We start from the raw sequence: 26,358 nt of genomic DNA, 5'->3' as shown, positions 1-26,358 counted from the left end.
GTAGCCGGCGTCTGAAGTATAAAATTAGCTAAGGGTGGATCACTTTTACTCCGTTGATTTTAGGACAAAAGTGGATCAGTTTTCACCCGTTGTTGACACAGTAGCCCAATGGGTATTCACCCGGCAGGTCCGACCGGCTTTGGTGTTCGCTTACTAACCGAGTGGGTACACCAACTGAATAAATGACACACATAAAAAAGCACGGCCACAGTGCCGTGCTTTTTGCACCTACTGCCTGTCACACTACTGACGCACCAGCGTCAGGTTATGAAAATCAAAGCTAAAATCGGTGAATGGCGCAACCGCTTTCATGGTCGCCTGTTTTATTGAGTCATCCTCGTTCAATTCAAAACGCACATAGGCATCCGCTTCAAGCAAGGGTTCATCCCAATGTACGATAAACGTATCACCGTTGTAATGTTCTAAGGTGCCTTTGAGCATCGGGGTATGAGTAAAGTCCAAGCGTAACTCATCGCCTTGCATACGTACCTCGACATCGCCATACCACGCATCGGTATAAGTGCCCACGTATGCTTGTTGAGCTAACGTGGCGTCTTCTTCAGTGTCGGGTTTGGGTATTTTAAAGTCCGTTTTGCGTTGCATAAATTGACGATAATTTTCTGACTGCTCTGCAACCCAATCTTGGTCGGGTAGATTAAGTACTTGCTCAAGTGCTTCTTGCGTAATCGCTGTCAGACCGCCAAAGGCTTGTTGGTTGCTCACCACGGTAATACCGAAATTTTCTTCTGGGATGAGTGTGGTTAATGACAACATGCCCAAGATACCGCCACTATGATAAACCTGTTTAACGCCGTGATAGTCTTTTACGAACCAACCTAAGCCATAGCCTTGGAAGAACGTGCCCTGCTCAGCGGCTTTATCCGAAACGCCAATAGGAGTGGTTAATTGCCACATTTGATGCTGTGACTCGGGCGAAAAGACCTGCTCGCCCGATGGGCTTTTGCCATGCTGTAACTGTGTAATTAACCAGTTGCCCATGTCATCAACACTTGCGGCCGTTGCACCCGCGCCGCCAAAGTCTTCAAGAAAATCGAGTGGAAAGCGATGTAATTCGCCGTCCTTCTCGATAGTACCGACCGCGACATTGTCGTTCGATGCTGGGATGTTAGAAAAGCCAACGACGCTCTCGTCCATGTTGAGCGGCTCGAAGAACGTCTGCTCAATGTAGTCGGAGTAAGGTACACCGGTGACCTGATGAATAAGTTCGCCTGCTGTTAAAAACATTAAGTTATTGTAGGCAAATTGCGTTCTAAACCCGTGATCCATCGGCACGTTAGCGAGGCCAGCTATAATCTCATCGACCGATTTATCGGTATTAGGCCAGATCATTAAGTCGCCGGCGCCTAAACCCAAGCCAGAACGGTGGCTTAGTAAATCACGAATGGTCAGGCGATGGGTCAGCTCCGGGTCGGATAACTTAAAGTCCGGCAGATAATCAGTGACTTTGTCATCCCAATGCAGTTTACCTTGGTCGACAAGGTGAGCAATCGCGGCAGCCGTAAACGCCTTAGTATGCGAGGCGATACCAAACAAGGTATTTTTGGTGACCGGTTCTTGGCTTTCGATATCGCGAACGCCGAAGCCTTCGGCTAAAATCACTTTGCCATCTTTTACTGCGACAACGGCAAGCCCAGGAATATTAAACGCCTTAAGCGTTTGCTGCGCCGTAGTGCGGATCTTTTCATCCAGTGCAACAGTCTGCTGTTGGCTTTGGCTTGTCGCTTCTTTTTTTGTCGTTGTTTGTGGTTCTGAGCAACCTGCAAGCAGCGCCACACTAATGACGGCACTTAACAAACTGATGCGTGTTTTCATATCTCGTTTCTCTCTCGGCTCGACGGAAATGTAAAGAACCCTATTAATTACCATAATGCCGAGAAAACTTCTATTTCAGCCCTGTATGCCTGCCGTACAACAAATTGAACGATAGCCGAAACGTTTTTCTTAAAAGAAAATTAAAATAAGTAGTTGACTATGTAATGAGAACAATTATCATCTGCGCCACTTATAGAAAATGATAAGGATTCTCATGTCCAAGAAGCTGCTTTCTCTTTTTATTGCATCCATTGTATCGGGTCAGGCGTTGGCCCAAGACGAAGTTAACCGTACAGGTGTCGATGAGACCATCGAAATTACTGCAACACGGACTAAAATCCCTCAAAGTGCGATTCCAGCTACGGTGACCGTCATTGATGGAGAGCAGTTGCGCCAGCAAATGATGGTTGCAGAGTCGCTTTCTGATGTCCTCGGCAAGTTGATTCCTGCATTTTCTCCCTCGCGTCAAAAGTTAACCTCATCGGGCGAAACATTACGCGGCCGCCAACCACTATACTTAATTGATGGCGTGCCTCAGTCCAACCCATTACGGGATGGTTCGCGCGCGGCGTACACCATTGATCCGTTCATGATTGAGCGTGTAGAAGTCATCCATGGCGCCAGCGCTATTCAAGGTTTAGGCGCGAGCGGCGGTATTATTAATATCGTCACTAAACAAGCGCAAGAAGGCACCACGCAAGAAGTAAACGCCGGCTTCACAGCACCCGATAGCGAAATCTCAGAAGGGCTCAGCTACGAAGCGGGCTATTTAGTGCGTCACGCCGAAGGCGATTGGAAGTTTGTTGCCGGCGCACAATACCGCGATACCGGTATGTACGTTGATGGTAAGGGCCAGTTAATTGGTGTCGATACCACCCAAGGCGACACCATGGACTCGAAGAGCTATGACGTGTTTTTCAAAGGCGAATACCGCATTGATAGCACCCAGTCACTGGCGTTAATGGTCAATCACTTTGATATGGCGGGTAATGGTGATTATTTTGCTACTGTGGGTAACCGCGAACTGGGCGTCCCTGCCCTGTCGGTCGAAGGTGAATATCCAGGCGATGCACCAGAAAACGAAGTCACCACCAGTAGTTTGACGTATAAAAACACCGACATTTTAGGTGCTGACCTCAACTGGCAGCTATTCTTACAAGACTTCTCCGCGCTTTATGGAGGCGGCAACTATGCCACCTTCCAAGATCCGCAGTACGGCGATGATATCTTTGACCAGTCTCGCAATGACTCGCGTAAGTATGGTTCTCGCATTACCATGAACTGGGCAAAAGTTGCTGACCTGCCTGTTGATGTAACAGCAGGTGTCGACTTCATGAACGATAAGACGTTCCAAGAGCTCGCACAAACCGGCCGTAAGTGGGTACCAGAAACTGAGTTTGAAAACTGGGCGCCATATGCACAGTTGAGCTATCAAGCCAACGGACTCACGCTGAGTGGTGGTTTACGATACGAATACGGCAAGCTCAAAGCCGATAGCTTTACCACCCTCGCCTCTTACGGCAGTGTGTTCGTTGAAGGTGGCGAACCAAGCTTCAATGAGTTGCTTACCAACCTAGGCGCAGTTTATGCGTTGAACGATAACTGGCGTGTGTTCGCTAGTTACTCTGAAGGCTTTAGCATGCCTGACGTAGGGCGCGTTTTACGCGGTATCTCAACACCTGATTTGAGTGTCAGTAGCTTCTTAGACTTACAGCCAGTACTTGCTGATAACGAGGAAATCGGCGTCGAGTTCAACAACAACGCATGGCGCGCTTCAATCAGCTATTACCGTTCTGAATCGGATTTAGGCGCTCGTCTACAAGCGGATGCTGATGGCATTTACTCGGTTAAACGTGAACGCACTGAAATCGACGGCATCGAGGCTAGCGCAGAATATGCGTTCTCGAACGATACGGCATTTGGTTTGAACTACGCTGATACTGACGGTGAGTTTGACAGTGATGGCGATAACCAAGTCGATACGCAGCTTGGTGGTCGTAATATCGCCCCGAAACGCGCGAATCTGTACTGGTCACAACAATGGACTGGACAAGTTTCGAGCCGGGTACAGTGGAACAAGTTCTTTGACCGCGACATTTACTCAAGTGCCGAAGCCGTTAATAACTTTGATGGCTATAACACCGTCGATGCATCGGTCTTGCTTGAAACCCGCGACTATGGTCAATTTGCACTCGGTATCGAGAACTTATTCGATGAGTACTACTTCACCTACTATGCACAAACAGTCGGTGGTGATAACCGTAACTTTACCGGTCGCGGACGTACCGTTAGCTTAAACTGGAACTACGCTTGGTAAGTCATACGTGAAGCGCATTAAGCTACCGTCACTGACACAGTGGCATCGCTGGCTTGGCCTTGTGCTGAGCGGCTGGGTACTGCTCATGGCAGTGACGGGCTCAATGCTGTTATTCAAAAATCAGTGGCTGATGTGGCAATACCCCAGTCTGCGACTCGACAATCCCGTGTCGCAAGCTACATCAGCAACTATTGCTGACCGCTATACGGCAGGATACGCGTACCTTCCTACTGACGACCGCCCCTGGTTTGAGCTGGTTGATGGTGACGGTAAGCATCATTATTTTGGCCCTCAAGGTGAGCAACTGCTTACTCGAGCACCCTACGCTGATACGGTGAGTTGGTTTGTCGAACTGCACCACCACCTTGCACTTGATGAGTTCGGTAAAGATATCCTCGGTGTATTGTCGCTATTTGCCTTGATATTGATTACCACCGGCTTAGTGCGCTGGTGGCCTAAACGACAATGGCGCTGGAAAAACCTCGCCGTACGCTTTTATAACCCGTTCTCGGCTAAAGGCATGCAAACCTTATGGCAATTGCACCGCAGCACCGGTGCTATCGTCTTTATCCCGGTGGCATTACTGATGCTTACTGGTAGCGCGATTATGTACGCAGGCACTGTTAAGAATGGCTTAGCCGCCGTGTTGCCAATGACCCCTTCGCAGATACACCATTCGTTGCCCAAACGCTCCGCCACACACTGGCAGGAACGATTTGCAATTGCTCATACGGTCTTACCCGATGCTGATATACGTTTAATTTATTTAGACTCAGGGCGCATGCGCTTAAAATGGCCTGATGAATGGCATCCCAATGGTCGTAATTACATTGCGTTTGATGAAACCGGGACACTTTCCAACATTACGGATGTGCGGACACGCCCCTTAGGTGAGCAAGTGTCCCATATGATCTATCCGCTGCATGTCGCGGCGATTGGCGGCACCACCATGACCTTGATTATTTTAGCCGGTGGTCTTGCGCTATTGCTGCTACCTGTCACGGGCGTTTGGTTTTACCTAAAACGTCGCAACAAACGTTAGTCTTCATAAATACGCGGCACGCGACGTGTCACTTGAGCAAATAGCTCGTAAGTGATTGTCCGCGCTTGATCGGCAATCACTTGTATCGGTAGCTGTTCACCCCAGAGCTCAACGTTATCGCCGAGCTCAATACCCTCAATATCGGTCACATCGACAGTAATCATATCCATCGAAATACGCCCAACTAAACAGCCTACTTGACCATTAATAATCATCGGTGTGCCATCGGGTAAGCTACGCGGGTAGCCATCGGCATAACCTATTGCCACCGTCGCGATACGGCTCTCTCGTTGTGCGCGCCAACGGCTCCCATAACCCACGGTTTCACCTGGCTGAATAATACGCAATGCGATGACAGGGGCCTCTAATGCCATCGTGGGTTTTAGCTCCACGTTATCGGTCAAGTCCGCTTGCGATGGGTTCTGCCCGTATAATGCAATGCCGGCGCGAAACCATTTAGTCAGACCCATCGCGTCCAGTACATCGTCACCCAACATAAAGGCACTGTTTGCCACGCTAACGCCATCTATTTTATCGCACACCGCATGGAGTACCGCATAAAAGCGTTCTAACTGCATCGCGGTCAACGGGCTCTCAGGATTATCCGCCTCAGCAAAGTGAGTCATCAGCACAATTTGGTTAATCAGCGCATGCGCACGAAGCTGCCCTACCGCCCCTTCGACGTCATCGGCAAAAAAGCCTAATCGATGCATACCTGAGTCTTGCTTCAGCCAAACGTTAACGCGGTTGGCTTCCGAAGTGATTTCGCTCAGACAATCAATTTGCTGCGCGTTATGTATTACGGGTTCAAACTGCTGCTCAGCGCATAGCAACCAGTCTTCTGTGCTGTATACCCCCTGCAAAATGACGATGGGTTTGTCGATACCTGAGTCGCGTAACGCGATCGCTTCATCAATAAATGCAACGGCGTATTTCTCTACATAATCCGCGATTGCATGCGCCACTTCTGTCGCGCCATGACCGTATCCGTCCGCTTTTATAACGCCTAGCATCGGCTGCTGGTCGATATACGACTTTAATTGTTTGGCATTGTCCCGTAAATTTGTCAGTAAGATACGAGCGCGGGTTTGTCGATGCGGCTGAGACATGCAGGCGATCCAAAGCTCAAATAGGTAAATGATAGCGAACATTTAATCATGTTCGTGACTTGGCTTCGAGCGTTTTAGCGCGGTTTCAATGATGATTTTTCGAAGCGTTTACAGAACACCCGTTAGAATAAAAATTAAGGACGCATTATGTGGTTAAAAACATCCGCCCTGGTTATTGGGCTTGCAACATTGTCACCGTCTATTAACGCGCAAACCAATGACTATTTTGCTATCGACGATATCTTTCAGCTTGAGTATGCCAACGATGTAAGCATCTCGCCTGATGGGCGCTATATCGCCTACATTCGTAATCGCTTTAACGATATGAAGGACAACACCGAGCGCTCGGTCTGGATCCTTGATACGGAATCAAATCAACACTATCCGCTCTTTGATGAGGGCGACGCCTACGGCAACTTAACTTGGTCACCTGACAGTCAACGGCTGGCATTAACATCTAATCGCAAGGACAGTTATCAGGTTCATGTGTATTGGCTCAACCAAGATAAACACGCAGAGATTACCCATGTGCATGAATCGCCAAGTCAATTGGCTTGGTCACCTGATGGTGAGTCGATCGCGTTCTTAATGGATGTGCCGGCAGAAAAAACGGCCTTTGAAAAGAAAGTAAAACGTCCCACTAAACCGGATGGCGCCGACTGGGGTGGGCAACCGATTGTTGTGCAAGAAGCTTACTATCAAAGCGATGGTCAAGGTGTGCTAAAACCTGCACATGCACAACTTTTTACTGTTCCAGCAACCGGTGGCAGTATACAGCAATTAACCACGGGCGCATTCAGCCATTCTGGGCCACTGACTTGGAGTCACGATGGCGAGTCGATCGTGTTTTCCGCTAACCGCGACAAAGACTGGGCCTATGAGGTTAATGACAGTGACCTTTATGCCGTTAATGTGAAAACTCAGCAGCTCACGCGTATCACTCAGGCGCCGGGTCAGGAATACGCACCACAGTTTTCACCCGATGGTGAGCGTTTGGTTTATTTACACAGTAGTGATGAGCCGGTTCCTTATCACAAAGGTGAACTGTGGGTCATGGACTGGTCCTCGAAACAAAAACGCGAGCTGCAAAGTGAATTAGATCGCTCGTTTGCCAACCCACAGTGGAATGGCGCAGACACGATTGCGGTGCAATTTGCAGACCGCGGTAAAACCGTGATCGCCAACGTCAGTCTAGACGATGAATTTACCCGCCGCGCTGATGATGTGTCAGGTACCTATGTCAGTCGCCCGTATACGATGGGCAGTTTCAGTGCATCGAAAAATGGCGCTATCGCTTATACGCAAGGTACTCCTTACCGTCCCGCCGATGTAGGTTATCAAGCGTCTGGGGATGAAACACAAACGTTGACTCAGCTTAACGAAGACTTGTTGGGCAACAAAAAGCTCGGCAAGGTACACGAAATCACATACAACTCAAGCTACGATGATCAACCGATTCAGGGTTGGTATATCACACCCCCCGACTTTGACGAAGATAAAGAGTATCCGCTGATCGTTGAAATTCATGGCGGTCCGCATCTGTCTTACGGCCCTCACTTTGCGGCCGAACACCAACGCTACGCGGCTGAAGGCTACGTCGTTCTCTACGTAAACTACCGTGGTAGCACCTCTTACGGAAAAGACTTCGCGATGCTACTCGATGGCAACTACGCCTCAGAGTATGACTTTGCCGATCACATGAGCGGTGTTGATGCGATGATTAATAAGGGCTTTATTGATGCAGACAACCTGTTTATTGCCGGCGGTTCGGCAGGCGGCATCGCCACAGCCTATGCGGTAGGCTTAACCGACCGATTTAATGCAGCAGCGGCCACTAACCCTGTGATTAACTGGGTCAGTAAAGTACTCACAGCAGATAGCTCAATTGGGCAGATCACCAATCAGTTTCCGGCGATGCCATGGGAGGATTTAGACCATTATTGGAAACGTTCGCCATTGTCACTCGTAGGTAATGTCTCGACGCCTGTGTTGCTATTTACTGGCGAAAACGACCGCCGCACGCCGATTTCGGAAACCGAGCAGTTCTACCAAGCGCTGAAGTTGCGCCACGTCGACACCGCCATGGTACGAGTGCCGGGCGCATCTCACGGTGTAACCCACCGTCCTTCGCATATGATTGCCAAGATCGAACACGCGTTAGCCTGGTTCGAACACTATAAGAAGTAAAGGTTTTATGATTGAACAGTTAGTGACACTCGGTCCTGCCGGCACGTTCTCGGAGCGTGCCGCGCAGCACTTTCAGCAGCAGTTAGGAGATTCAGTGCCGATCGTGTTTAAAAGCACGTTGGCGGATGTCCTGCACAGTGTAAATGACACACAACTTGCGGTCGTTCCTATCGAAAACCTAATTGATGGTTTCGTTTCGCCCGTTGTCGACTATTTCGCGCACCATCCATTGTATATTCACGCAGAATACCGACTACCGATTCAGTATCATTTGCTCGCCAATAGCGAGAAACCCGAACAGGTGTGGGCGCAGTTTGTCGCGGCTGGCCAATGTCATCACGCGTTAAATACTCTGTCATTACCGATAGTTCATACCGCAAGCAACACCGCTTCGTTGAATGAGTTAATCGCCGCCGATAAGCCATCGGCCGCCATCGTCCCGAGCCATATACCCTGCCCAGAACAGTTGCATTGCATTCAGCGTGCTATCGCCGATAGCCACAAAAACCAAACGCGCTTTGTGTTACTATCCGCGCGCACGGAGCCCTTGCTGGCACTGCAAGATAGGCGTTGGAAAAGTAGCGTGATGCTGATCGACGATAATGACCACCCGGGCTTACTCGTCGATAGTTTGAAAGCATTTGCCGAGCAAGGCATTAACTTAACATCGATTGTTTCACGTCCTACCGGAGATGGTTTTGGCCAGTATCACTTTTTCATCGATTTTGATGGTCATGAACAGGACCCTTCGGTACAAAAGGCGCTCAAAAAGCTCGCTGAGTTGAATCAAATTCGCTGGTTGGGTTCGTATCCAGCCTTTAATTAGGAGATTTTATGCAGTTAGAAGTAATCAAACACGATCCAAGCGAACCCGCCGATGCGGTCATTATCTGGTTGCACGGACTGGGCGCCTCGGGAAACGACTTCGTCCCCATGGTTGAACATTTAAATTTGGCCCCGGCCCACGTACGTTTCCTATTTCCTCACGCGCCACGTCTTCCGGTCACCATTAATCAAGGTATGGTGATGCCCGCTTGGTATGACATCACAGCGATGACCATTGATCGTGAGATTGATGCGACACAATTACGCGCTTCTGCCGCCGCAATTCATCAAATGATCGATGAGCAAATTGAGCAAGGCATAGATAGCAAACGCATTATTATTGCTGGCTTTTCACAAGGCGGTGCGGTCGGCTATGAGGCCGCGTTAACCTACCCCAAACCCTTGGGTGGTTTGATGGCACACTCGACTTATTTCGCAACGCAAGGTGACATAAAACCTGCCGAGGCTAATCGTTCACTGCCGATTTTAGTACAACACGGTACGCAAGACCCAGTTGTTCCTGAAACGCTCGGTCAACGGGCTGTGGCGCATTTAAAAGAGATGGGTTACGAAGTGACTTATCAAACCTACCCCATGCCGCATTCACTGTGCATGGAGCAGGTTGAGGATATGCAGACGTGGTTAATCGAGCGCCTTTAAGCGTCTTTTAGCACTTGTAGCTCGTCGCACCATTGGTCGGCGAGCTTATGAGCGCGTTCAGCACTGTCGACCATGAGGTTGACGTGGCCCACTTTACGACCGGGGCGCGCGTCTTTGCCGTACCAATGACAATCAGCGGCACCGGCTTCCCATAACACTTCCGGAAAACCGTCAATGCCGATGGCATTTAGCATCAATGTGGGAGCAACGAGTAAATCTGGTGTGGGTAACCCCGTAATTGCGCGCATGTGCAGGTTAAACTGGTCACAATTTGAACCACTCATCGTCCAGTGACCCGAGTTATGAACACGCGGCGCAATTTCGTTGACCAATAATTGTTGGTCGTCACCTTCGCCCACCACAAAAAACTCGATAGCCAACACGCCAATATAATCGAGTTCATCGGTCAGTTTTTGGTGATACGCTTGTGCTTGACGCTCCAGTGCTTCGGAAAAACTCTGTGCACCGGCAATGCTATAAGCCAGAATGCCTTTGCGATGGACATTCAACGTCAATGGATATCCGCGCTGTTCGCCATGATGATCGCGTGCTGCGACAACTGAGACTTCATCGCTAAAGTCGATCATATCCTCGACGATACCCGGACGTTGTCCCGCCTCGGCGATGATGTCATCTTTTGCCTGACCGGGCTTCCAGCGCCACTGACCTTTACCATCATAGCCGCCCTTGGCTGATTTAATGACAACAGCACGGTCACAGTCAGCCAAAATGCTCTCGAGCTCAGCAGCGTCATTAAAAGGTTGCCATTCAGATGTTGGAATCTCTAGCGTGTCACACAGGGCTTTTTGCGTGCGACGGTCGGTTAGTTGACGGAATAGACTGGCTTTTAATAACCACTTATCTGCCGTCGCATCAATCAGTTCATCGGCAAGGTGTTCATGTTCCCAAGTGACAACGTCAGCCCACTCTTTTGCTTCTTCCAAGGTTAAACCCAGAGCTTGCTGGCTACCCAGTGCCTTCACTTGATGGTCGCGGTCGCTGTACAAAATACATTCATGACCTTGCTGGATAGCCGCTTTACCCAGCATCTGCCCCAACTGTCCGTTACCTAAAATCAGTACTTTCATTCTGGTAACTCCAAGTCTGCATTCGCCATTACTTTATCGCGCTGTTGGTTGCGAAACTCGGTCACACGCTGACGCACGGTCGCGTCGAATGAGCCGACAATTTGTGCTGCGAGTAAGCCGGCATTAGCCGCACCTGCGTCACCGATCGCCAAAGTACCTACCGCTACGCCTTTGGGCATTTGCACAATAGAAAGCAAACTATCAAGTCCTTTAAGCTGTTTGCTCGATACCGGTACACCCAGCACAGGAATCGACGTGTGTGCGGCAAGCATGCCGGGTAGGTGAGCGGCACCACCCGCACCTGCGATGACTACCTTTACGTCATCCTTTTCTGCTTGCTCCATAGACGATTTGAGCAAATCAGGCGTACGGTGTGCTGAAACCACTTTTGCTTCCCAGCTTACGCCCAAGTCTTTGAGCATATAGGCAGCTTTCTGCATGGTTGGCCAGTCAGATTGCGAACCCATTAAGATCAGTACGGTAGCCATGTATCACCTTTTTGAAAGAGAGGGGGCTGAAAAGGTCGAAATTGTAGCGATCAGGGGACAAAACTGCAAATATTCTGCGGTTTTTTTGACCGTTAGCGAACCCCGTTGCGACCAAAGCACTATGTACATCACACACCTTTTCGGTAGTATGAGTTCAAACATTGAGAATTAAGGTCAGTCGTATGCTGTTAAAACGTGATGATTCAATTATTTTGGTTGTCGATGCTCAGGAGCGCATTACACCAGCGATTCACCAACGCGATATTGTGACTTCTAGAATGCGTTGGCTGGGCGAGATCGGTTTGCAACTTGACGTTCCCGTACTAATTACCGAGCAATATCCTAAGGGATTAGGCTATACGGTCTCTGCATTGGCAGAAATTATCGAAGTCGCACGTGTTGTCGAGAAGACACATTTTAGCGCCTGGCGTGAATCAACGTTTCAAGATGTGGTTAAAGAATACGACAAAAAGCAAATTGTAATCATGGGTATGGAAACCCATGTGTGTGTCATGCAAACGGCGCTGGACCTTGTGGCACAAGGCTATCAAGTATTCTTGCCCACAGATACAGTCGGTTCTCGTCGACCTAATGATAAAGACACGGCCGTTGCACGTATGCGAGAGGCCGGTGTGCAAATCGTGACTTCAGAAATGGTTGCCTTTGAGTGGTTAGAAAAGTCAGGGACCGACACGTTCCGACACATCAGCAAAAACTGGCTAAAATAAGCCCGAGTTTAATTGACAGACCTAAACAAGGGTATATACTGATGATCGCTGATGAAATTCGGCTATTGTTTTGAGATTTGTGTACGAAGTCCTTCTTTGCTGTACCTCGTTTTGTAAGTCCAAGTAATACCAATTTCTGAGCATTTTTAATTCACATGCATTACGAGGAAGATCAGCATGTCTACTACTACTGGTAAAGTTAAGTTTTTCAACGAAGCTAAAGGCTTTGGTTTCATCGAACAAGAAAACGGCGCAGACGTTTTCGTTCACTTCAGTGCAATCCAAGCTGACGGTTTCAAAACTTTAGCTGAAGGCCAACAAGTTTCTTTCACTGTTGCTCAAGGTCCTAAAGGTCCTCAAGCAGAAAACGTAGTTCCTATGTAATCTACGTTTAAAAAGAATTCTAAACGCCGCTTTTTAGCGGCGTTTTTTATTGCCAGCCCCAAAACCTTTCACGCTTCCTAAAGATTTTTTTATTTTTCCGATAATCGTATATCCTTGATGTATATCAAGTTAAAAGGGATATTATGAAAGATAACGGACCCATCACTCAAAAAGAACGACATATTCCGGATGAGTATCGCCTCATCTCATCGACCGATCGCAAGGGTGTCATTACCCATTGCAATGACGATTTTGTAGAAGTCAGCGGCTATACCCGAGCAGAATTAATTGGTTCGCCGCATAACATTTTACGTCATCCCGATATGCCCGCTATTGTCTTTGAAAATATGTGGAGGACCATAAAGAAAGGTCAACCATGGATGGGACTGGTTAAGAATCGATGTAAAAATGGCGACCACTATTGGGTAAGCGCGTATGTAACACCCATTATTCATGACGGAAAACCCGCTGGCTTTGAGTCGGTGCGGGTAAAAACCTCCGATGAGCGTAAAATACGCGCAATGACTATTTACCAGCGCATAAATCAAGGCAAACGCCCTGTGCCTGTAGCGACAAGCACGTTTTACGCATTACGCGACTTGCTACCGGTGATCGTACCGGGTATTGCTGCAACTATCGCGGCTTCGCTGTTTGGATCTTGGCAAGCCGGTGCAACAACTTTTGCTGCAATGGCAGTCAGTGGGTTGTGGTATGCGCGCTACGTATCTTCTATCATGCAACGTATGTTGGATATCCGACCTGAGGCGTTTCATGATGAGCTAGTCGGTAGCACTTACTTTAACGCTCAAGGTCGAGAAGCTCAGTTATCACTGATGTTACTCAGTGAAGGCGCGCGCAACCGAACAGCATTAGCACGAATAAAAGATGCTGTTGGGCGTTTACTCCGGGTTGCTGATGATACAAGTCAACAAGCCAAAACGTCGAACGAGCACGTGCAACGTCAAACTCAAGCCACCGACCAAACAGCGGCTGCGATGAACGAGATGTCGACGACCATTCAACAGGTGGCGGCAACCGTTGAGCAAAACGCAGAACAAGCGGATAGCGCGAAGCAGAATACCGATGAAAGTGTAAACCTTGCGCGTCAAGCGAGTGCGGTCATTGTCGAACTGCATGAAGCGGTTAAACAGATAGCACAAACCGTGGAAGCGCTTGATGCCTCGACCGCTGAAATTGGCGAAGCCGCCGATCTGATTTCATCGATTGCCGAACAAACCAATCTGTTGGCATTGAATGCGGCGATTGAAGCTGCGCGTGCGGGCGAACATGGGCGAGGCTTCTCCGTGGTCGCGGACGAAGTTCGTAACCTCGCTCGCCGAACCTCAGAGTCGACCGATAGTATTCACAACGTTATCAACCAATTACGCGGCCGCGCTAAAGAGGCGGTCACGGTATCCCAGCAAGGTGAACAATCGGCGGCAGAAGGTGTCGATAAAGTGAAGCGCGCAGATAACGCGTTGTCGCAGATATCATCCTCTATTGAGCAAATTGCAGATATGTCTACGCAGATGGCCTCAGCCGTGGAACAACAATCAGGCGTTGCAGAACACATCAACCAACAGCTCTCAGAAATTGCCGAAATTGCTCGTCAAACCGAGCAAACATCAGAAAGTACTCAAAAATCCAGTGATGACTTGAAGCGCACATCGTATGAATTATACGAGCTTATTGAGCGCTTCAATCTGAAAAATTAGTCTGCTTCGTGCTTACTTTCGTGCTGCGCTTCGCGCTGTTGTGCAGCACGTTGTTTTTCTTCCAGAAACGCCACGTCATCCATCTCGACTTCAGGCAATTCACCACAGACGTCACCGCCTAACCGGTTGACTGCTTGACACAAATCCGAGACCTTTTGGTCCAATACGTGTACATGATCGAGCATTCGACCAATGGCTGTTGCCACTGGATCGGGGTTATCAGCTGCGATAGCGTAAGCATCAAAGCCATAAGCTTTTGCCATCTTCGCTCTTCGCTCGTTTGTTTCTTTGTCTTGACCTGACTTAGCAACGCGCGCAGGAATACCAACCATCGTGGCACCTTCAGGTACATCACGGACCACTACAGCATTTGAACCGATTCGAGCTTCAGTTCCAACCGTTAACGGACCTAATACCTTTGCACCCGCCCCGATGACTACGCCATTTTTTAACGTCGGATGCCGTTTACCTTTGTTCCAAGACGTTCCGCCTAGAGTCACGCCATGATACAAAGTCACGTCATCGCCTATCTCCGCCGTTTCACCGATGACTACACCCATACCGTGATCGATAAAGAATCGCCGTCCAATTTTGGCGCCTGGATGAATCTCAACCCCAGTAAACCAGCGTCCAAGATTGGAAACAAAACGAGCCAACCAATAGAGTTTTAACATCCACAAGCGATGGCTGAATCGATGCAGCCAAATCGCATGTAGTCCAGGATAATTAAAGAGTATTTCAAAGGCGTTGCGGGCCGCTGGATCGCGACTATAGACGCTTTTTATATCTTCTCGAATGCCTTTAAATAACATCGGCGCTTCCTTTTACCGAGTGGGAAACTCGCGCAACAATTTCTCGACGTCAGCTAAAATAACGTCTTTCAACTCAACCTCATAACCCTCACGCTCTTTATCAAGTTCCTTAATCTTTTGTTTAGGAAACTTTTTACGGTTTTCGTGCGTCGGCATATGTTTGATTCGCTCGTACATATCATGCATTGCAGGATAATCTTTCGAGTAGTCATACTCCGTCGATTCAGGACGATGATCCAGCAGCACAACAATACGCAAACATCCCTCCGACAGTGGACATTGATCTTGCTGCATGCCCTTGGCAATTGTGATAATGCTCTCATCAATACGATCGACACGCTTCTTAACAGCCTGTTGGCGAAGCTGGTTTTGATAGCGTAAACGCTTCAGCAAGGTCACCGCATAGACAGCTAACCCCACGATAACAATGACACCTAGTATGTATAAAATGATCGCTAATGTAGACATCAATACTCCTCGTCATCCCACTCATCGTCATCATCGTCAAGATCGAGACCTAGCTGACTTGCTAGCTTTTCGTAGCGTTCAGACTGCTCGTCGAGATAACGTTGATCGTCATTTGATAGCACTTCGCCTTGCTCAAAACGCTCAACCAACTCCTGCAATCGTAAATCACTTTGCAATTGTTCAAGCTCTTGTTGAGGCGATAGCGCCGTTTCAGCCGTTGCCGAAGCAACAGGCACCAATTCGATCTTACGTTTACTTCCCTTTCGCGGATCCGTTTGCAGTTCGTTGTGATGACCGGACTGTTGCTCCCGCTTAGGTTCACTATGACGTTTGCCCGCAGGCTGTCCTTTACCCTTTTTCTTACCGCGAGATAGGTTTTCAACTTGGCGCTTTTCTTTGGGCGCTTTCGACGGCGCCAGAGGACCGGTTTTGCGTGTTTTCTTCTTACGAGTCATAGCCGACTCCTTATTTCATAAAGTTGTGTCTATTGTAACGCATAGCACGCTTGTAATCAGCAGGATTTAATGCAACGAAAGAAGGTTACTTCATTTGTGATTCGCTCGACTCGAAATCCGAACTGCTCAGCGATATACCGATATGTCTCGTCATTAAAGAACGACACATGGGTGAGGTCATTTTTGTAATGCCAGTTGGGAAACCGTTCCGCGGACACATAGGGCTTTGTCATCGTCGCTAGCGTACCGCCCGATTTAACTAAACGACGTAACTGTGCAAATTCTCGTTGTGGGTAGAAGAAGTGCTCGATAACCTCGGTGCAGGTCACCACATCATAGCTATGACTCAACAGTATTTCATCGGGTGAATAGATAGGATCGTAATGACGTGCATTAAGACCCGACTCTTCCATCATTAGATGTAAAGTTGGGCCTGGACCGGAACCAAAATCAAGTGCTGTTCGGTAGCCGGAATCTCTACACACTTTTTGCAGTGGCTGCCACAGTTGATTTAAAAAAGCCCTATAACGAGGGTCAAGCGGATCGTTCTCATGTGTTTCATATAACCGCTTTTCTTCTTCTCGATCAACATGAGTTGCTGGATCAGCAAATACGAGTCTACACTGCCTACATTGATGAAAGGCTCGTCTTTTATCGCGTGCATAGAATGAACTAGAAGCGTGACATAGTGGGCATAACAACATAATAGGCTCTTTAGAAAAGAAAAAAGGCGATGTTTCCATCGCCTTTATTTCTCATATTTGGCAGCGCACTGCAACTATGAGAATGGTTGTCACTGCTTCCGAGTTGTTGTCTCGGTCTTCCGTAACCTAGTTTTCTAGTTGTTGTTATTATTGAAAGGAGCAACCAATACTACGTTTTACTCCCTGGATTTCTATTCAATTATTATTGTTTTTGCGAAACGAAATCCAGAATCGATTTATTGTTATTTTTGTGTATCGATTTTTATCGCTGTTTTAAAACAGTCTTTTTATTATTTTTGTCTGGGAAGACAGTATCTCCCTCGGACGCTTTACAGACTACGTATTTATACGGATGAGTTCAATGATTTTATCGCTCTAAAAATTCATTTTTTTATAACATTTTTGTTTATAAGACGTAAAAAACGCATAAAAACATAACAAATGAAATAAAAAAGGGTGGCATTCGAGCCACCCTTCAGAATTAAAATCACTTATTAATACAGACCATGTAAGTACTCAGCGAGTAACTTCATCTCTTCATCGGTCATTTTTGCAGCGACACCGCGCATCATGCCATTAGGATCATTGGCGCGCTTACCGCTACGGAAATTTTCTAATTGAGAAATAACGTACGCCGGATGCTGGCCTGAAATATCAGGAAAAGCCGCAAGACCCATACCGTTACCGCGTGGTCCGTGACAACCCGCACATGATGGAATATTTGTCTCTGGGTTACCGCGACGGAATAGATCTGAGCCTTTAGCGATCAGGTCCTCTGGGGTATCACCTTTTGCAGGATCTTGTGCTGCAAAATAAGCGGCTAAGTCTTTCATGTCCTGTTCCGACAAGTTAGCAACTTGGCCCATCATGATAGCATTGTTACGACCTTGTTCACCGCCTGTTTCAGAGGCGGTTTTGAAGTCCATCAACTGCTTATAGATGTACTTGGGGTGTTGACCTGCTAAGTTGGGATACATATCTGAGGGGGAAACGCCGTTAGGTCCGTGACATGCTGCACATACCTGAGACTTTTGTTTCCCTGCTTCGACATCACCCTGTTGCGCCATCGCAACGCTGGTCGAACTAATAAACAATCCTAGAATGATCGCGAATTTTTTCATGTCTGCTTCTCTTGTCTCTGTGAGGCACCCTCGTGCCTGAACCGATCGCATCTAACGGTAGCTTATTTTACACAAAACAACGCACGATTAAACGTCTAATGCACATTGTTTATGCAATTCAGCGTTGGAGAAAGTGTACAGATGCTTCATAATACGGCGCATTAGTGAACATTTTACAAGCAAGTGAGCCTGTCGTGTCAGAAAAGCGCATCAATTATCAAACAGCTACCTTTATTACCAGTGCCCCTAATATACGCAAGTTGCCGGAGGATAGTGGTATCGAGATCGCTTTCGCCGGCCGGTCAAACGCCGGGAAATCCAGTGCGTTGAACACGCTCACGCGTCAACGCAACTTAGCGCGGACCAGTAAGACACCTGGGCGAACGCAATTAATTAACGTCTTTGAAACCGCAACTGGTCAACGCTTAATTGATTTACCAGGTTATGGCTTTGCCAAGGTTCCCATGGAGGTCAAAGAGCAGTGGCAACGTTCACTGTCCGAGTACTTAGAAAAGCGTGATTCGCTCAAAGGCTTGGTCGTGCTCATGGATATTCGCCATCCGTTTCGTGAGACCGACCAAGAGCTGATTTATTGGGCGGTGGATTGCGGTATCCCAGTATTGGCCCTATTAACCAAGGCCGATAAACTCAAACAAGGTGCTCGAAAGTCGACGTTACTAAAAGCGCGCCAAGCAGCGATTGCCTTTAATGGTGATGTTCAAGTTGAGGTGTTTTCTTCTCTTAAAAAGTTCGGTATTGATCAACTCGAGAATAAACTCGACCAATGGTTTTTAGGCGAATCTCCTGTAGACGATAACTTTGTGCAAAGCGATGACTCATAGCACCTCAGAAAATCCGCCGCTAAAAGCATGGCTATTGCTGGGTCTTTTAGCACTCATTTGGGGCAGTTCATTTTTACTCATTAAAAAAGGACTGATTGCCTTTACTGCACTTGAGGTAGGTGCCTTGCGTATCGCCTCAGCGGGCATTGTTCTAACACCTTTAATTCTGCCGAAATTGCGACAAATTTCGCGTAAACATTGGCTTAAACTGGCATGCGTGGGTTTAGTAGGCAGTTTCATACCTGCCTTTATGTTTGCTATCGCACAAACTCAGCTACAAAGCGGTGTTACGGGTGTATTAAACGCGTTAACCCCCATATCGACGCTCGTGATTGGCGTATTGCTGTTTAGCCAGTCAGCTCGCTGGGCACAGTGGGTGGGTATCGTCATTGGTTTAGTTGGCACCGTATTGTTGATTACCGCAACCGCAAATGGCTCCTTTACGTTTAATAGCTATGCGTTATTGGTCATGCTTGCAACCGTATGCTACGGCATTAACTTAAATCTAATTAAACATAAAATTGCCGACCTAAAGCCGCTAACAATTACGGGCGTATCACTCCTTATGGCCAGTATTCCAGCAGCGATCTTCTTATTTATAGGTACTGACTTTTTAGCCCATACACAACGACCTGACGCGCCACTTTCACTGACTGCTGTACTCGTACTAGGAATTGTAGGCACCGCCGGTGCATTGGTCATTTTCAACTATGTGGTACAGCTGACCAACACCGTGTTCACCAGCTCGGTGACTTACTTGATTCCCATTGTCGCTATGATGCTGGGAGTGCTTGATGGCGAGCCCTTCTTTCTGCAGCACGGTTTAGGCATGCTCGCTATTTTAATCGGTGTTTGGTTTGCTAACCGCCGTGGTCGTAGCGGACTTGCAGGTATCCCGCAGAAAAACAAATAAAAAAGCCCGACCAAAAGGCCGGGCTAAAAACAATCCAGGGAGAACAAATTTTTGAAGGCTTACCTCTCGCCTTCACTTATTCAGAGTCGCCCTAATTAAGAAAGTTCAAAATTTCTCAAAAAAATTAATGCGCCTCATCCCAGTTCGCGCCAAAGCCATACTCAGCAAGCAGTGGCACATCCAAGTCAGCCGCCTCACCCATCACATCAGCAAGGGCTTTGGCATAACTCTCGGCATGTTCTGTACGAATTTCAAAAACTAATTCATCGTGCACCTGCATCAGCATCCGAACATCTGACTGACAGCCTTTTTCATCGATCCAGTCGCCTACCTTAATCATTGCTCGCTTAATGATATCGGCCGCTGTACCTTGCATCGGTGCGTTAATCGCTGCGCGCTCGGCTGCTTTGCGACGAGCACCATTAGATGCTTTGATTTCGGGAAGCGGTAAACGACGGCCAAAGAGTGTCGATACATAACCCTGTTTCTTCGCTGTTTCGCGGGTATTTTCCATATATTCTAAAACACCCGGGAAACGCTCAAAGTACTTGTCCATGTAGGCTTGCGCTTCATGTCGAGGAATATCGAGTTGGCGCGATAACCCAAACGCAGACATACCGTATATCAAACCAAAGTTAACCGCCTTAGCTCGGCGGCGCTGTTCGTCAGTGACGTCCTCTAAGCTACAACCAAACACTTCACTGGCCGTCGCACGGTGAATGTCTTGGCCTTGGGCAAAGGCTCTTAGCAGCGAGGCATCTTGCGATAAATGCGCCATGATTCTGAGCTCTATCTGACTGTAGTCGATAGCTACGACCGTAAAGCCTTCCTCAGCCACAAAGGCTTGGCGAACACGGCGCCCTTCGGGCGTACGAATCGGAATATTCTGTAAGTTAGGTTCAGTAGATGACAATCGACCCGTCGCGGCGACAGCTTGCTGATACGAAGTATGCACGCGTCCAGTGTCGGGGTTAATCATACGCGGTAATTTATCGGTGTAGGTCGACTTCAATTTAGCCAAACTACGATGCTGCAAAATCACATCCGGCAGAGGGTAGTCATGCGCCAGCTCTTGCAACACTTCCTCAGCGGTCGACGGTGCGCCTTTCGGCGTTTTTTTGATGACCGGTAGCTCAAGCTTTTCAAACAAAATTTGCTGCAGTTGCTTAGGTGAACCGAGGTTGAACTCTTCACCAGCAATTTCAAAGGCTTTTTGCTCGAGTTCATCTAGCTTGTTAGCGATCTCTTCACTCTGTTTACCGAGCATTTCAGCATCAACTTTTACGCCGTACTCTTCCATGTCGGTTAGAATACTGACCAGAGGCACCTCAATATCGGTTAACACAGAAGCGAGCTGCTCACCGGTCTGGTGGACTTTGTCCCATAGAATATGATGCAACCGCAACGTAATATCGGCATCTTCCGCAGCATAAGGTGCTGCCTGCGCCAGCTCAATTTGGTTAAAAGTAAGCTGTTTTGCTCCTTTGCCCGCAATCTCTTCGAACTTAATCGGCTTATGATTCAAATATTGAAGGCTGAGCGTGTCCATATCGTGACGCGAACCGACACTATTATAAACGTACGACGCCAACATGGTGTCATTTTTGATACCACGAAGCTTAATACCGTAACGGCGTAGAATGTGCGCATCGTACTTAAGATTCTGACCTACTTTGGCAATACTGGAATCTTCGAGTAGTGGTTTTAAGACTTTTAACAACCAGTCACGATCCACTTGCTCTTCGACCCCGACGTAATCATGTGCCACCGGTATGTAAACCGCTTCGCCTTCCGCTATTGAAAACGAAACGCCGACGAGTTGCGCTTCCATATAGTTAAGGCTGGTGGTCTCAGTATCAAATGCGATAACGTCTGCTGATTTTAATTGCTCAATATAATCAGAGACTTCTTCTTCATTAAATAACGTCTTGTACGCATCGCGGTTAAAACTGAACTGTTCGCTTTGCTCTTCGGCAGGACTCGCTTCGCCTAAGGCTTGATCCGTTGCCGCGCCGGTTTCTAATAGCTCGTTCAGCCAACGACGAAATTCCATTTTGCCATACAGCGTTTGTAACTGATCGGTGTCCGCCGGCTCAATCGTTAACGCATCGGGGCCGCACTCGAGCTCAACATCACACTTGATAGTTGCTAACTCACGCGACATCAACAGTTGGTCTTTGAATTCTTCCAACTTCTTCGGCATTGATTTAGCGCCCCGAAAGCCCAATTCTGTCACCGCATCAATATCTTCGTAGATTTTGTCGATGCTTGGAATACCTTGAAGCATCGCCTGCGCTGTTTTCTCACCAACCTTGGGAAGACCCGGAATATTATCTGAGCTATCGCCCATCAACGCCAAGTAGTCGATAATTTGGTTCGGTTTTACACCAAATTTCTCGATCACGCCTGACTCATCAAGCAACGTATCTGTCATGGTATTAATCAACATGACATGCTCATTAACCAGTTGCGCCATATCCTTGTCGCCGGTGCTTATCAGCGTAAATCGACCCTTATCACCGGCTTGTTTAGCCAGCGTGCCAATCACGTCATCCGCCTCGACGCCCTCAACACACAATAATGGCAGTCCCATTGCCTTAACAATGGCATGTAAGGGTTCAATTTGCGTGCGCAAGTCGTCCGGCATTGGCGGCCGATGAGCTTTATATTCATCATAGATATCGCTGCGAAACGTCTTGCCTTTGGCATCGAATACCACCGCCATATGCGACGGCTTGTAATGCTTAAGCAAGCTGCGCAGCATATTAACGACGCCATAAACTGCACCCGTGGGTTCTCCGGCTGAGTTGGTCAAATGTGGCGGAGCATGAAAAGCTCGAAATAAATACGAGGAGCCATCGACTAAAATGAAAGGATTCTCAGGTACTGTCTGCGCCATGAATGCGATTCTCGCTGATCTAAAAATTAATAGGCTAAGGATGCCATAGGCGTTGAAACAAGGCTAGTCAGTCAATGTGGATACGCTGTGGATAAATCTGTTGACAATAGCTCGCCCCACGAATAGAACCAAATGGTTATCGTGTGCTCGATTGGTTGTAACTGCTTGATTTAAAAAGGGATTTTCAAACGGCGGGCTACCCTATGTGCCCTACTTCTTATTATTTGTTTCGCTGTGGAAACTTATTTTTGCTACCCGATTTTTCGAGGCCAGACTACATGTCGAATCGAGCAGACTAAGTAGACTACCACAAAATGAGACAAGGTCTAGTCACACTGTCGGTTTTTTTATACTCTTTTCTTCCAAACTAAGCGTACCTTTATAATCGACTAACTTATATATCGAGAATTCAATGCGTTGGGAACCCGCTGATGTTGATCAGCCCGATTACTATTGGCAGAACTTCAATACTATCTTGCGTTGGGTGCGACACCACCACGATACGCTGTTGGATGAAGAGACACGGCTGACACTCGCACGCTATGAGTTGCTCAACACTGACGCACAAAAACTATGGATTCGGTTATCGAGTCGCCGCGGTCAACAATTTCGGGGGGATGCCCTAAGTTACTCCGAAATCAACCTCGATCGAGCACTCGCCGCGCTTGAGCGTGAGGGCTGGCTGAACGTATATCATAAGATTGATAGTCCTGAAGGACTTGAGCTGTTAAAGCGCGCCGAACTACTGCAGTTGGCGCGAGAAAACGGCTGCACGCTCTCTGCATCGGCTAAGAAAGCCGACATTCTCGAGGCATTACGGGCATGTCCAACGCCATGGCTAGTCGCAGCTCAACTGCAATGGTATGCGTTAACACAACAAGCAAACTTTGATCGCTTATCGCTACTATTTTTTGGCAACGCGCATCAAGATCTCACCGAGTTTATTAAGACAGCACTCGGTCATGTTCGTTATGAAACCTACACGATTCGACCTAAAAGCTTATTCAATAGTTCTGAGGATGTTGCTAACTACCATGCGATGAGTGCGTTTCGCCAGCGTTACTCCGATACAGAAGGCTTAACTGAGCGTATACGTATTATCCGCGACTGGTATAAACGCGCAGCAAATCATCAAGGATGGAAGAAATTTCGGGGCGCCTATAGCCGACTCTGCAATAAGCTCGCGCGGGACTGTGAACGAGCCGATGCACTCGACGATGCTCTAAAGATTTATCAGCAGTCATTTCGCCCCCCTGCCCGCGAACGAATGGCAAGAATTTACAGAAAGCAAGGTAACAATAAGCAGGCTTATTCGACCCTGAATCAAATGGCAAAGGACCCATGGAACGACCCAGAGCACGCTATTGCTGAGCAATTATTGTCACGTTGGTTTGCTGAGCCTAAGGCACAGCAAATCGAGCCTGAAACGTACCATTTAAGCTTTGCATCAAGGGGAACCTCAATAGAAGCAGAAACGTTAACTTACTTTGAGCAGCAAGGCTGGCAAGGCGGACATCACGAGAACACGATTCCACAAACACTGTTTGGTATTATTTTTTGGGATATCGTATTCGAAGATATTGAAGGGGCCTTTGTTCACCCGTTTCAGCGAGGCCCCAGAGATCTCAATAGTCATGAGTTTTATCATCGCCGCGAAGCATTAATAAAGAAACGACTTGATGAAATCAAGCACAGCCCCGACACCGTAACGCAACGTATTAATCAGGTTATCGATGAAAAAATAGGTCTCGCGAATCCGTTTATTTACTGGCCCGGTGTTGATAAGAGTACGCTCACAGATTGGTGGTTACGCCTCCAAGGTCAGCAATGGGCGGCTATTTTTGAGCGTATCGCTCGCGACGTACACAACAATCGCGCCGGCTTTCCCGACTTATGGTTGTATCGCGATAAACAGGTCATGCTGATCGAAGTTAAAGGTCCAGGCGACACATTACGCCCAAATCAAATCCGTTGGCTGAGAGCACTTAACGAGATCGGTGTGAATGCCAACCTCGCATTAGTCAAGCTTGGCTAGCTCATTACGCAACTGATGATAGATGGTTTCGGTTTTAGGTTTGTCACAGGAAAACCAAAGGCTAAAGCTGACCGCCGCTTGTTCCACGAGCATTCTTAAACCATCAAAACAAACACCACCACCGGATGCCTTGAACTGACTTTGAAAAGCCGTCGCATCACGGCTGTAAACCATGTCATAACCAAGAGTATCGGTATCAATGACATGCTCGGGGAGCGCCAACGACTCGCCAAACAGACTTGCACTGGTTGCATTAATAATGAGGTCAGGTTTACGCGCATCAGACCAATGCCGTAACGCCTGCGCCGAATTAAATAGCGAAGCAAGTTGCTCGGCACGTTCCACTGTGCGGTTCCACACCCAAATCACATCGGGCTTCTCGGCATTAAGCGCTGGCATGACACCGCGACTCGCGCCGCCGGCCCCGAGCAGGAGAATACGGCGTCCCGCCAAACTGACACCTTTCGACTTCAGCGCAGCGACTAAGCCGTCGCCATCGGTATTGGCACCGATCAGGCCACCATGAGGCGCGCTAATAAGCGTATTAACGGCACCGCTGTGTGCCGCAGAACCCATATGTTGAGTTACAAGCTGATACGCCACCTGCTTAAATGGCACCGTTACATTGGCGCCAGCTAAGCCTTGCGAAAATTGCCGAGCTACCGCTTTAGGAAAACCGTGAGGGCTGACTAATAGACGCTGGTAATCAACACTGCGCCCGGTTTGCTCAGCAAATAAGCTGTGTATTCTCGGTGAAAGACTGTGTTTAATTGGATTACCGAAAACGCCTAACTTATCACTCATCAACATAGTCCATGGCAGCCCAATCCCGCGGTAGCAAATAGTATTCCGTCAGTGCGGCCTCGGCTGAATCAGGCTGCGGTTGCCAGTCATACTCCCACCGCACTAACGGGGGCATCGACATCAGAATTGACTCGGTTCGACCACCGGTTTGTAAGCCAAACAGGGTACCTCGGTCCCAGACTAGATTAAATTCAACATAACGACCACGGCGATACAATTGAAATTGACGTTGATGCTCTGAGTATTCGTGTTCTTTGCGACGTTCTACGATAGGCACGTAAGCTTCACAAAAAGCATCGCCAACCGCTTTGATTACGTCAAATGCCTCGTCAAACGATCGATCGTTCAAGTCGTCAAAGAAAATACCGCCGATGCCACGCGCTTCATTTCGATGTTTCAAATAGAAATAATCATCACACCACACTTTGTATTTGTCATAGAGTGCAGGGTCTACTTTATCGAGCGATGCTTTCGCTTTTTTATGCCACTCAATGCAATCGTTGGTGTAGGGGTAATAAGGTGTTAAGTCAAAGCCTCCACCAAACCACCAAACGGGGTCTTCACCTTCCTTTTCGGCAATAAAGAACCGGACGTTAAGATGAACGGTCGGTACATGGGGGTTACGTGGATGAATGACCAAAGACACGCCGCAGGCATTGAAGTCACGACCCTCAAGTTCGGGCCGGTGCGCCGTTGCACTCTTAGGCAACTGTTCACCGTAAACATGCGAAAAGCCCACGCCAGCCTGTTCAAAAGTTGCGCCCTCTTTCATAACTCGAGAACGACCGCCACCACCTTGTTCCCGCTGCCACTCATCCTGTTGGAAACGTCCTCCACCATCAACAGCTTCCAATTGTTGGCAAATACTATCTTGCAAGCTGAGCAGGTAATTCAATACCGGCTGCAACATAGTCTGTTCCATCATGACA

23 protein-coding genes are annotated in these 26,358 nt (G+C 48.1%); 11 read left to right on the top strand and 12 right to left on the bottom strand.

Annotation, left to right across the window (positions count from 1 at the left end; translation table 11 throughout):
- Window positions 1-243 precede the first annotated feature (243 nt).
- Window positions 244-1,833: a serine hydrolase gene (locus AWU56_RS09375; protein ID WP_006954085.1), complete on the bottom strand. Its 1,590-nt coding sequence runs from the start codon at window positions 1,831-1,833 to the stop codon at window positions 244-246.
- A gap of 214 nt (window positions 1,834-2,047) precedes the next feature.
- On the opposite strand from AWU56_RS09375, the gene AWU56_RS09370 reads away from it, so the two are divergent.
- Both AWU56_RS09370 and AWU56_RS09365 read left to right on the top strand, forming a co-directional pair.
- Window positions 2,048-4,150: a TonB-dependent receptor gene (locus AWU56_RS09370; RefSeq protein ID WP_286682341.1), complete on the top strand. Its 2,103-nt coding sequence runs from the start codon at window positions 2,048-2,050 to the stop codon at window positions 4,148-4,150.
- 7 nt (window positions 4,151-4,157) lie between these two features.
- Window positions 4,158-5,192, top strand: a complete 1,035-nt coding sequence (locus AWU56_RS09365; RefSeq protein ID WP_286682340.1) for a PepSY-associated TM helix domain-containing protein — start codon at window positions 4,158-4,160, stop codon at window positions 5,190-5,192.
- Here AWU56_RS09365 and alr read toward each other — a convergent pair.
- Window positions 5,189-6,301, bottom strand: coding sequence for an alanine racemase (gene alr, locus AWU56_RS09360; RefSeq protein WP_286682339.1), 1,113 nt, complete (start codon window positions 6,299-6,301; stop codon window positions 5,189-5,191). The genes AWU56_RS09365 and alr overlap by 4 nt on opposite strands.
- 147 nt (window positions 6,302-6,448) lie before the next feature.
- On the opposite strand from alr, the gene AWU56_RS09355 reads away from it, so the two are divergent.
- Genes AWU56_RS09355 through AWU56_RS09345 form a run of 3 tightly spaced genes read left to right on the top strand, consistent with a single transcriptional unit; the run spans window position 6,449 to window position 9,973 of the window.
- Window positions 6,449-8,488 carry a S9 family peptidase gene (locus AWU56_RS09355; protein WP_286682338.1) on the top strand — a complete coding sequence of 680 codons (2,040 nt, stop codon included), beginning with the start codon at window positions 6,449-6,451 and terminating at the stop codon, window positions 8,486-8,488.
- Between the two features lie 7 nt (window positions 8,489-8,495).
- Window positions 8,496-9,314 (top strand): prephenate dehydratase, encoded by an 819-nt coding sequence (locus tag AWU56_RS09350; protein ID WP_286682337.1) that lies wholly within the window; start codon window positions 8,496-8,498, stop codon window positions 9,312-9,314.
- Between the two features lie 8 nt (window positions 9,315-9,322).
- Window positions 9,323-9,973: an alpha/beta hydrolase gene (locus tag AWU56_RS09345; protein ID WP_286682336.1), complete on the top strand. Its 651-nt coding sequence runs from the start codon at window positions 9,323-9,325 to the stop codon at window positions 9,971-9,973.
- On the opposite strand, the gene AWU56_RS09340 is transcribed toward AWU56_RS09345, so the two are convergent.
- Window positions 9,970-11,061 carry an ATP-grasp domain-containing protein gene (locus AWU56_RS09340; RefSeq protein ID WP_286682335.1) on the bottom strand — a complete coding sequence of 364 codons (1,092 nt, stop codon included), beginning with the start codon at window positions 11,059-11,061 and terminating at the stop codon, window positions 9,970-9,972. The two genes, AWU56_RS09345 and AWU56_RS09340, sit on opposite strands and share 4 nt — an antisense overlap.
- Window positions 11,058-11,549, bottom strand: coding sequence for a 5-(carboxyamino)imidazole ribonucleotide mutase (gene purE / locus AWU56_RS09335; RefSeq protein WP_006954093.1), 492 nt, complete (start codon window positions 11,547-11,549; stop codon window positions 11,058-11,060). The genes AWU56_RS09340 and purE overlap by 4 nt, the downstream gene beginning before the upstream one ends.
- A gap of 182 nt (window positions 11,550-11,731) precedes the next feature.
- On the opposite strand from purE, the gene AWU56_RS09330 reads away from it, so the two are divergent.
- The 3 genes from AWU56_RS09330 (at window position 11,732) to AWU56_RS09320 (ending at window position 14,376) form a co-directional block, all read left to right on the top strand.
- Entirely contained in the window at window positions 11,732-12,277 is a 546-nt protein-coding gene (locus tag AWU56_RS09330; RefSeq protein WP_272978749.1) for a hydrolase, read from the top strand.
- 177 nt (window positions 12,278-12,454) lie between these two features.
- On the top strand, window positions 12,455-12,661 hold the full coding sequence (locus tag AWU56_RS09325) for a cold-shock protein (protein ID WP_006954095.1): 207 nt from the start codon (window positions 12,455-12,457) through the stop codon (window positions 12,659-12,661).
- A gap of 143 nt (window positions 12,662-12,804) precedes the next feature.
- Complete coding sequence (locus AWU56_RS09320; RefSeq protein WP_286682334.1) at window positions 12,805-14,376, top strand: methyl-accepting chemotaxis protein; 1,572 nt, start codon at window positions 12,805-12,807, stop codon at window positions 14,374-14,376.
- Here AWU56_RS09320 and cysE read toward each other — a convergent pair.
- From cysE to AWU56_RS09295, 5 genes are all read right to left on the bottom strand, one after another.
- Window positions 14,373-15,188: a serine O-acetyltransferase gene (cysE, locus tag AWU56_RS09315; RefSeq protein ID WP_286682333.1), complete on the bottom strand. Its 816-nt coding sequence runs from the start codon at window positions 15,186-15,188 to the stop codon at window positions 14,373-14,375. The two genes, AWU56_RS09320 and cysE, sit on opposite strands and share 4 nt — an antisense overlap.
- A 12-nt stretch (window positions 15,189-15,200) precedes the next feature.
- Window positions 15,201-15,656, bottom strand: coding sequence for a DUF2489 domain-containing protein (locus AWU56_RS09310; RefSeq protein WP_006954098.1), 456 nt, complete (start codon window positions 15,654-15,656; stop codon window positions 15,201-15,203).
- A complete protein-coding gene (yihI, locus tag AWU56_RS09305) occupies window positions 15,656-16,111 on the bottom strand; it encodes a Der GTPase-activating protein YihI (protein ID WP_286682332.1) in 456 nt (151 codons plus the stop codon). The genes AWU56_RS09310 and yihI overlap by 1 nt, the downstream gene beginning before the upstream one ends.
- Before the next feature lie 56 nt (window positions 16,112-16,167).
- On the bottom strand, window positions 16,168-16,815 hold the full coding sequence (locus AWU56_RS09300) for a class I SAM-dependent methyltransferase (protein ID WP_286682331.1): 648 nt from the start codon (window positions 16,813-16,815) through the stop codon (window positions 16,168-16,170).
- Between the two features lie 494 nt (window positions 16,816-17,309).
- Window positions 17,310-17,936: a c-type cytochrome gene (locus tag AWU56_RS09295; protein ID WP_006954101.1), complete on the bottom strand. Its 627-nt coding sequence runs from the start codon at window positions 17,934-17,936 to the stop codon at window positions 17,310-17,312.
- Window positions 17,937-18,130: 194 nt separating this feature from the next.
- On the opposite strand from AWU56_RS09295, the gene yihA reads away from it, so the two are divergent.
- Window positions 18,131-18,778, top strand: coding sequence for a ribosome biogenesis GTP-binding protein YihA/YsxC (gene yihA / locus AWU56_RS09290; RefSeq protein ID WP_040487530.1), 648 nt, complete (start codon window positions 18,131-18,133; stop codon window positions 18,776-18,778).
- Entirely contained in the window at window positions 18,768-19,691 is a 924-nt protein-coding gene (locus AWU56_RS09285) for a DMT family transporter (protein ID WP_286682330.1), read from the top strand. The genes yihA and AWU56_RS09285 overlap by 11 nt, the downstream gene beginning before the upstream one ends.
- A gap of 124 nt (window positions 19,692-19,815) precedes the next feature.
- On the opposite strand, the gene polA is transcribed toward AWU56_RS09285, so the two are convergent.
- On the bottom strand, window positions 19,816-22,590 hold the full coding sequence (gene polA, locus AWU56_RS09280) for a DNA polymerase I (protein ID WP_286682329.1): 2,775 nt from the start codon (window positions 22,588-22,590) through the stop codon (window positions 19,816-19,818).
- Window positions 22,591-23,002: 412 nt separating this feature from the next.
- Here polA and AWU56_RS09275 point away from each other — a divergent pair, with 412 nt between their 5' ends.
- Window positions 23,003-24,625 (top strand): VRR-NUC domain-containing protein, encoded by a 1,623-nt coding sequence (locus tag AWU56_RS09275; protein ID WP_286682328.1) that lies wholly within the window; start codon window positions 23,003-23,005, stop codon window positions 24,623-24,625.
- Here AWU56_RS09275 and aroE read toward each other — a convergent pair.
- Both aroE and hemF read right to left on the bottom strand, forming a co-directional pair.
- Window positions 24,608-25,429 carry a shikimate dehydrogenase gene (gene aroE, locus AWU56_RS09270; RefSeq protein ID WP_286682327.1) on the bottom strand — a complete coding sequence of 274 codons (822 nt, stop codon included), beginning with the start codon at window positions 25,427-25,429 and terminating at the stop codon, window positions 24,608-24,610. The two genes, AWU56_RS09275 and aroE, sit on opposite strands and share 18 nt — an antisense overlap.
- Window positions 25,422-26,351, bottom strand: a complete 930-nt coding sequence (gene hemF / locus AWU56_RS09265) for an oxygen-dependent coproporphyrinogen oxidase (RefSeq protein WP_272978782.1) — start codon at window positions 26,349-26,351, stop codon at window positions 25,422-25,424. Before hemF ends, aroE begins: the two co-directional genes overlap by 8 nt.
- Window positions 26,352-26,358 lie beyond the last annotated feature (7 nt).

This window comes from Idiomarina sp. T82-3 (genome assembly GCF_001577655.1).
In the GTDB taxonomy this organism is placed as follows: domain Bacteria; phylum Pseudomonadota; class Gammaproteobacteria; order Enterobacterales; family Alteromonadaceae; genus Idiomarina; species Idiomarina baltica.
The sequence above is the reverse complement of the archived record's forward strand: the minus strand, read 5'-3'. Positions and strand labels throughout refer to the sequence as shown.

Coding starts and splice junctions, on each gene's coding strand:
- AWU56_RS09375 (WP_006954085.1), bottom strand. CDS start 1,833: ATGAAAACACGCATCAGTTTGTTAAGTGCCGTCATTAGTGTGGCGCTG.
- AWU56_RS09370 (WP_286682341.1), top strand. CDS start 2,048: ATGTCCAAGAAGCTGCTTTCTCTTTTTATTGCATCCATTGTATCGGGT.
- alr (WP_286682339.1), bottom strand. CDS start 6,301: ATGTCTCAGCCGCATCGACAAACCCGCGCTCGTATCTTACTGACAAAT.
- AWU56_RS09355 (WP_286682338.1), top strand. CDS start 6,449: ATGTGGTTAAAAACATCCGCCCTGGTTATTGGGCTTGCAACATTGTCA.
- AWU56_RS09350 (WP_286682337.1), top strand. CDS start 8,496: ATGATTGAACAGTTAGTGACACTCGGTCCTGCCGGCACGTTCTCGGAG.
- AWU56_RS09345 (WP_286682336.1), top strand. CDS start 9,323: ATGCAGTTAGAAGTAATCAAACACGATCCAAGCGAACCCGCCGATGCG.
- AWU56_RS09340 (WP_286682335.1), bottom strand. CDS start 11,061: ATGAAAGTACTGATTTTAGGTAACGGACAGTTGGGGCAGATGCTGGGT.
- purE (WP_006954093.1), bottom strand. CDS start 11,549: ATGGCTACCGTACTGATCTTAATGGGTTCGCAATCTGACTGGCCAACC.
- AWU56_RS09330 (WP_272978749.1), top strand. CDS start 11,732: ATGCTGTTAAAACGTGATGATTCAATTATTTTGGTTGTCGATGCTCAG.
- AWU56_RS09325 (WP_006954095.1), top strand. CDS start 12,455: ATGTCTACTACTACTGGTAAAGTTAAGTTTTTCAACGAAGCTAAAGGC.
- AWU56_RS09320 (WP_286682334.1), top strand. CDS start 12,805: ATGAAAGATAACGGACCCATCACTCAAAAAGAACGACATATTCCGGAT.
- cysE (WP_286682333.1), bottom strand. CDS start 15,188: ATGTTATTTAAAGGCATTCGAGAAGATATAAAAAGCGTCTATAGTCGC.
- AWU56_RS09310 (WP_006954098.1), bottom strand. CDS start 15,656: ATGTCTACATTAGCGATCATTTTATACATACTAGGTGTCATTGTTATC.
- yihI (WP_286682332.1), bottom strand. CDS start 16,111: ATGACTCGTAAGAAGAAAACACGCAAAACCGGTCCTCTGGCGCCGTCG.
- AWU56_RS09300 (WP_286682331.1), bottom strand. CDS start 16,815: ATGTTGTTATGCCCACTATGTCACGCTTCTAGTTCATTCTATGCACGC.
- AWU56_RS09295 (WP_006954101.1), bottom strand. CDS start 17,936: ATGAAAAAATTCGCGATCATTCTAGGATTGTTTATTAGTTCGACCAGC.
- AWU56_RS09285 (WP_286682330.1), top strand. CDS start 18,768: ATGACTCATAGCACCTCAGAAAATCCGCCGCTAAAAGCATGGCTATTG.
- polA (WP_286682329.1), bottom strand. CDS start 22,590: ATGGCGCAGACAGTACCTGAGAATCCTTTCATTTTAGTCGATGGCTCC.
- AWU56_RS09275 (WP_286682328.1), top strand. CDS start 23,003: ATGCGTTGGGAACCCGCTGATGTTGATCAGCCCGATTACTATTGGCAG.
- aroE (WP_286682327.1), bottom strand. CDS start 25,429: ATGAGTGATAAGTTAGGCGTTTTCGGTAATCCAATTAAACACAGTCTT.
- hemF (WP_272978782.1), bottom strand. CDS start 26,351: ATGGAACAGACTATGTTGCAGCCGGTATTGAATTACCTGCTCAGCTTG.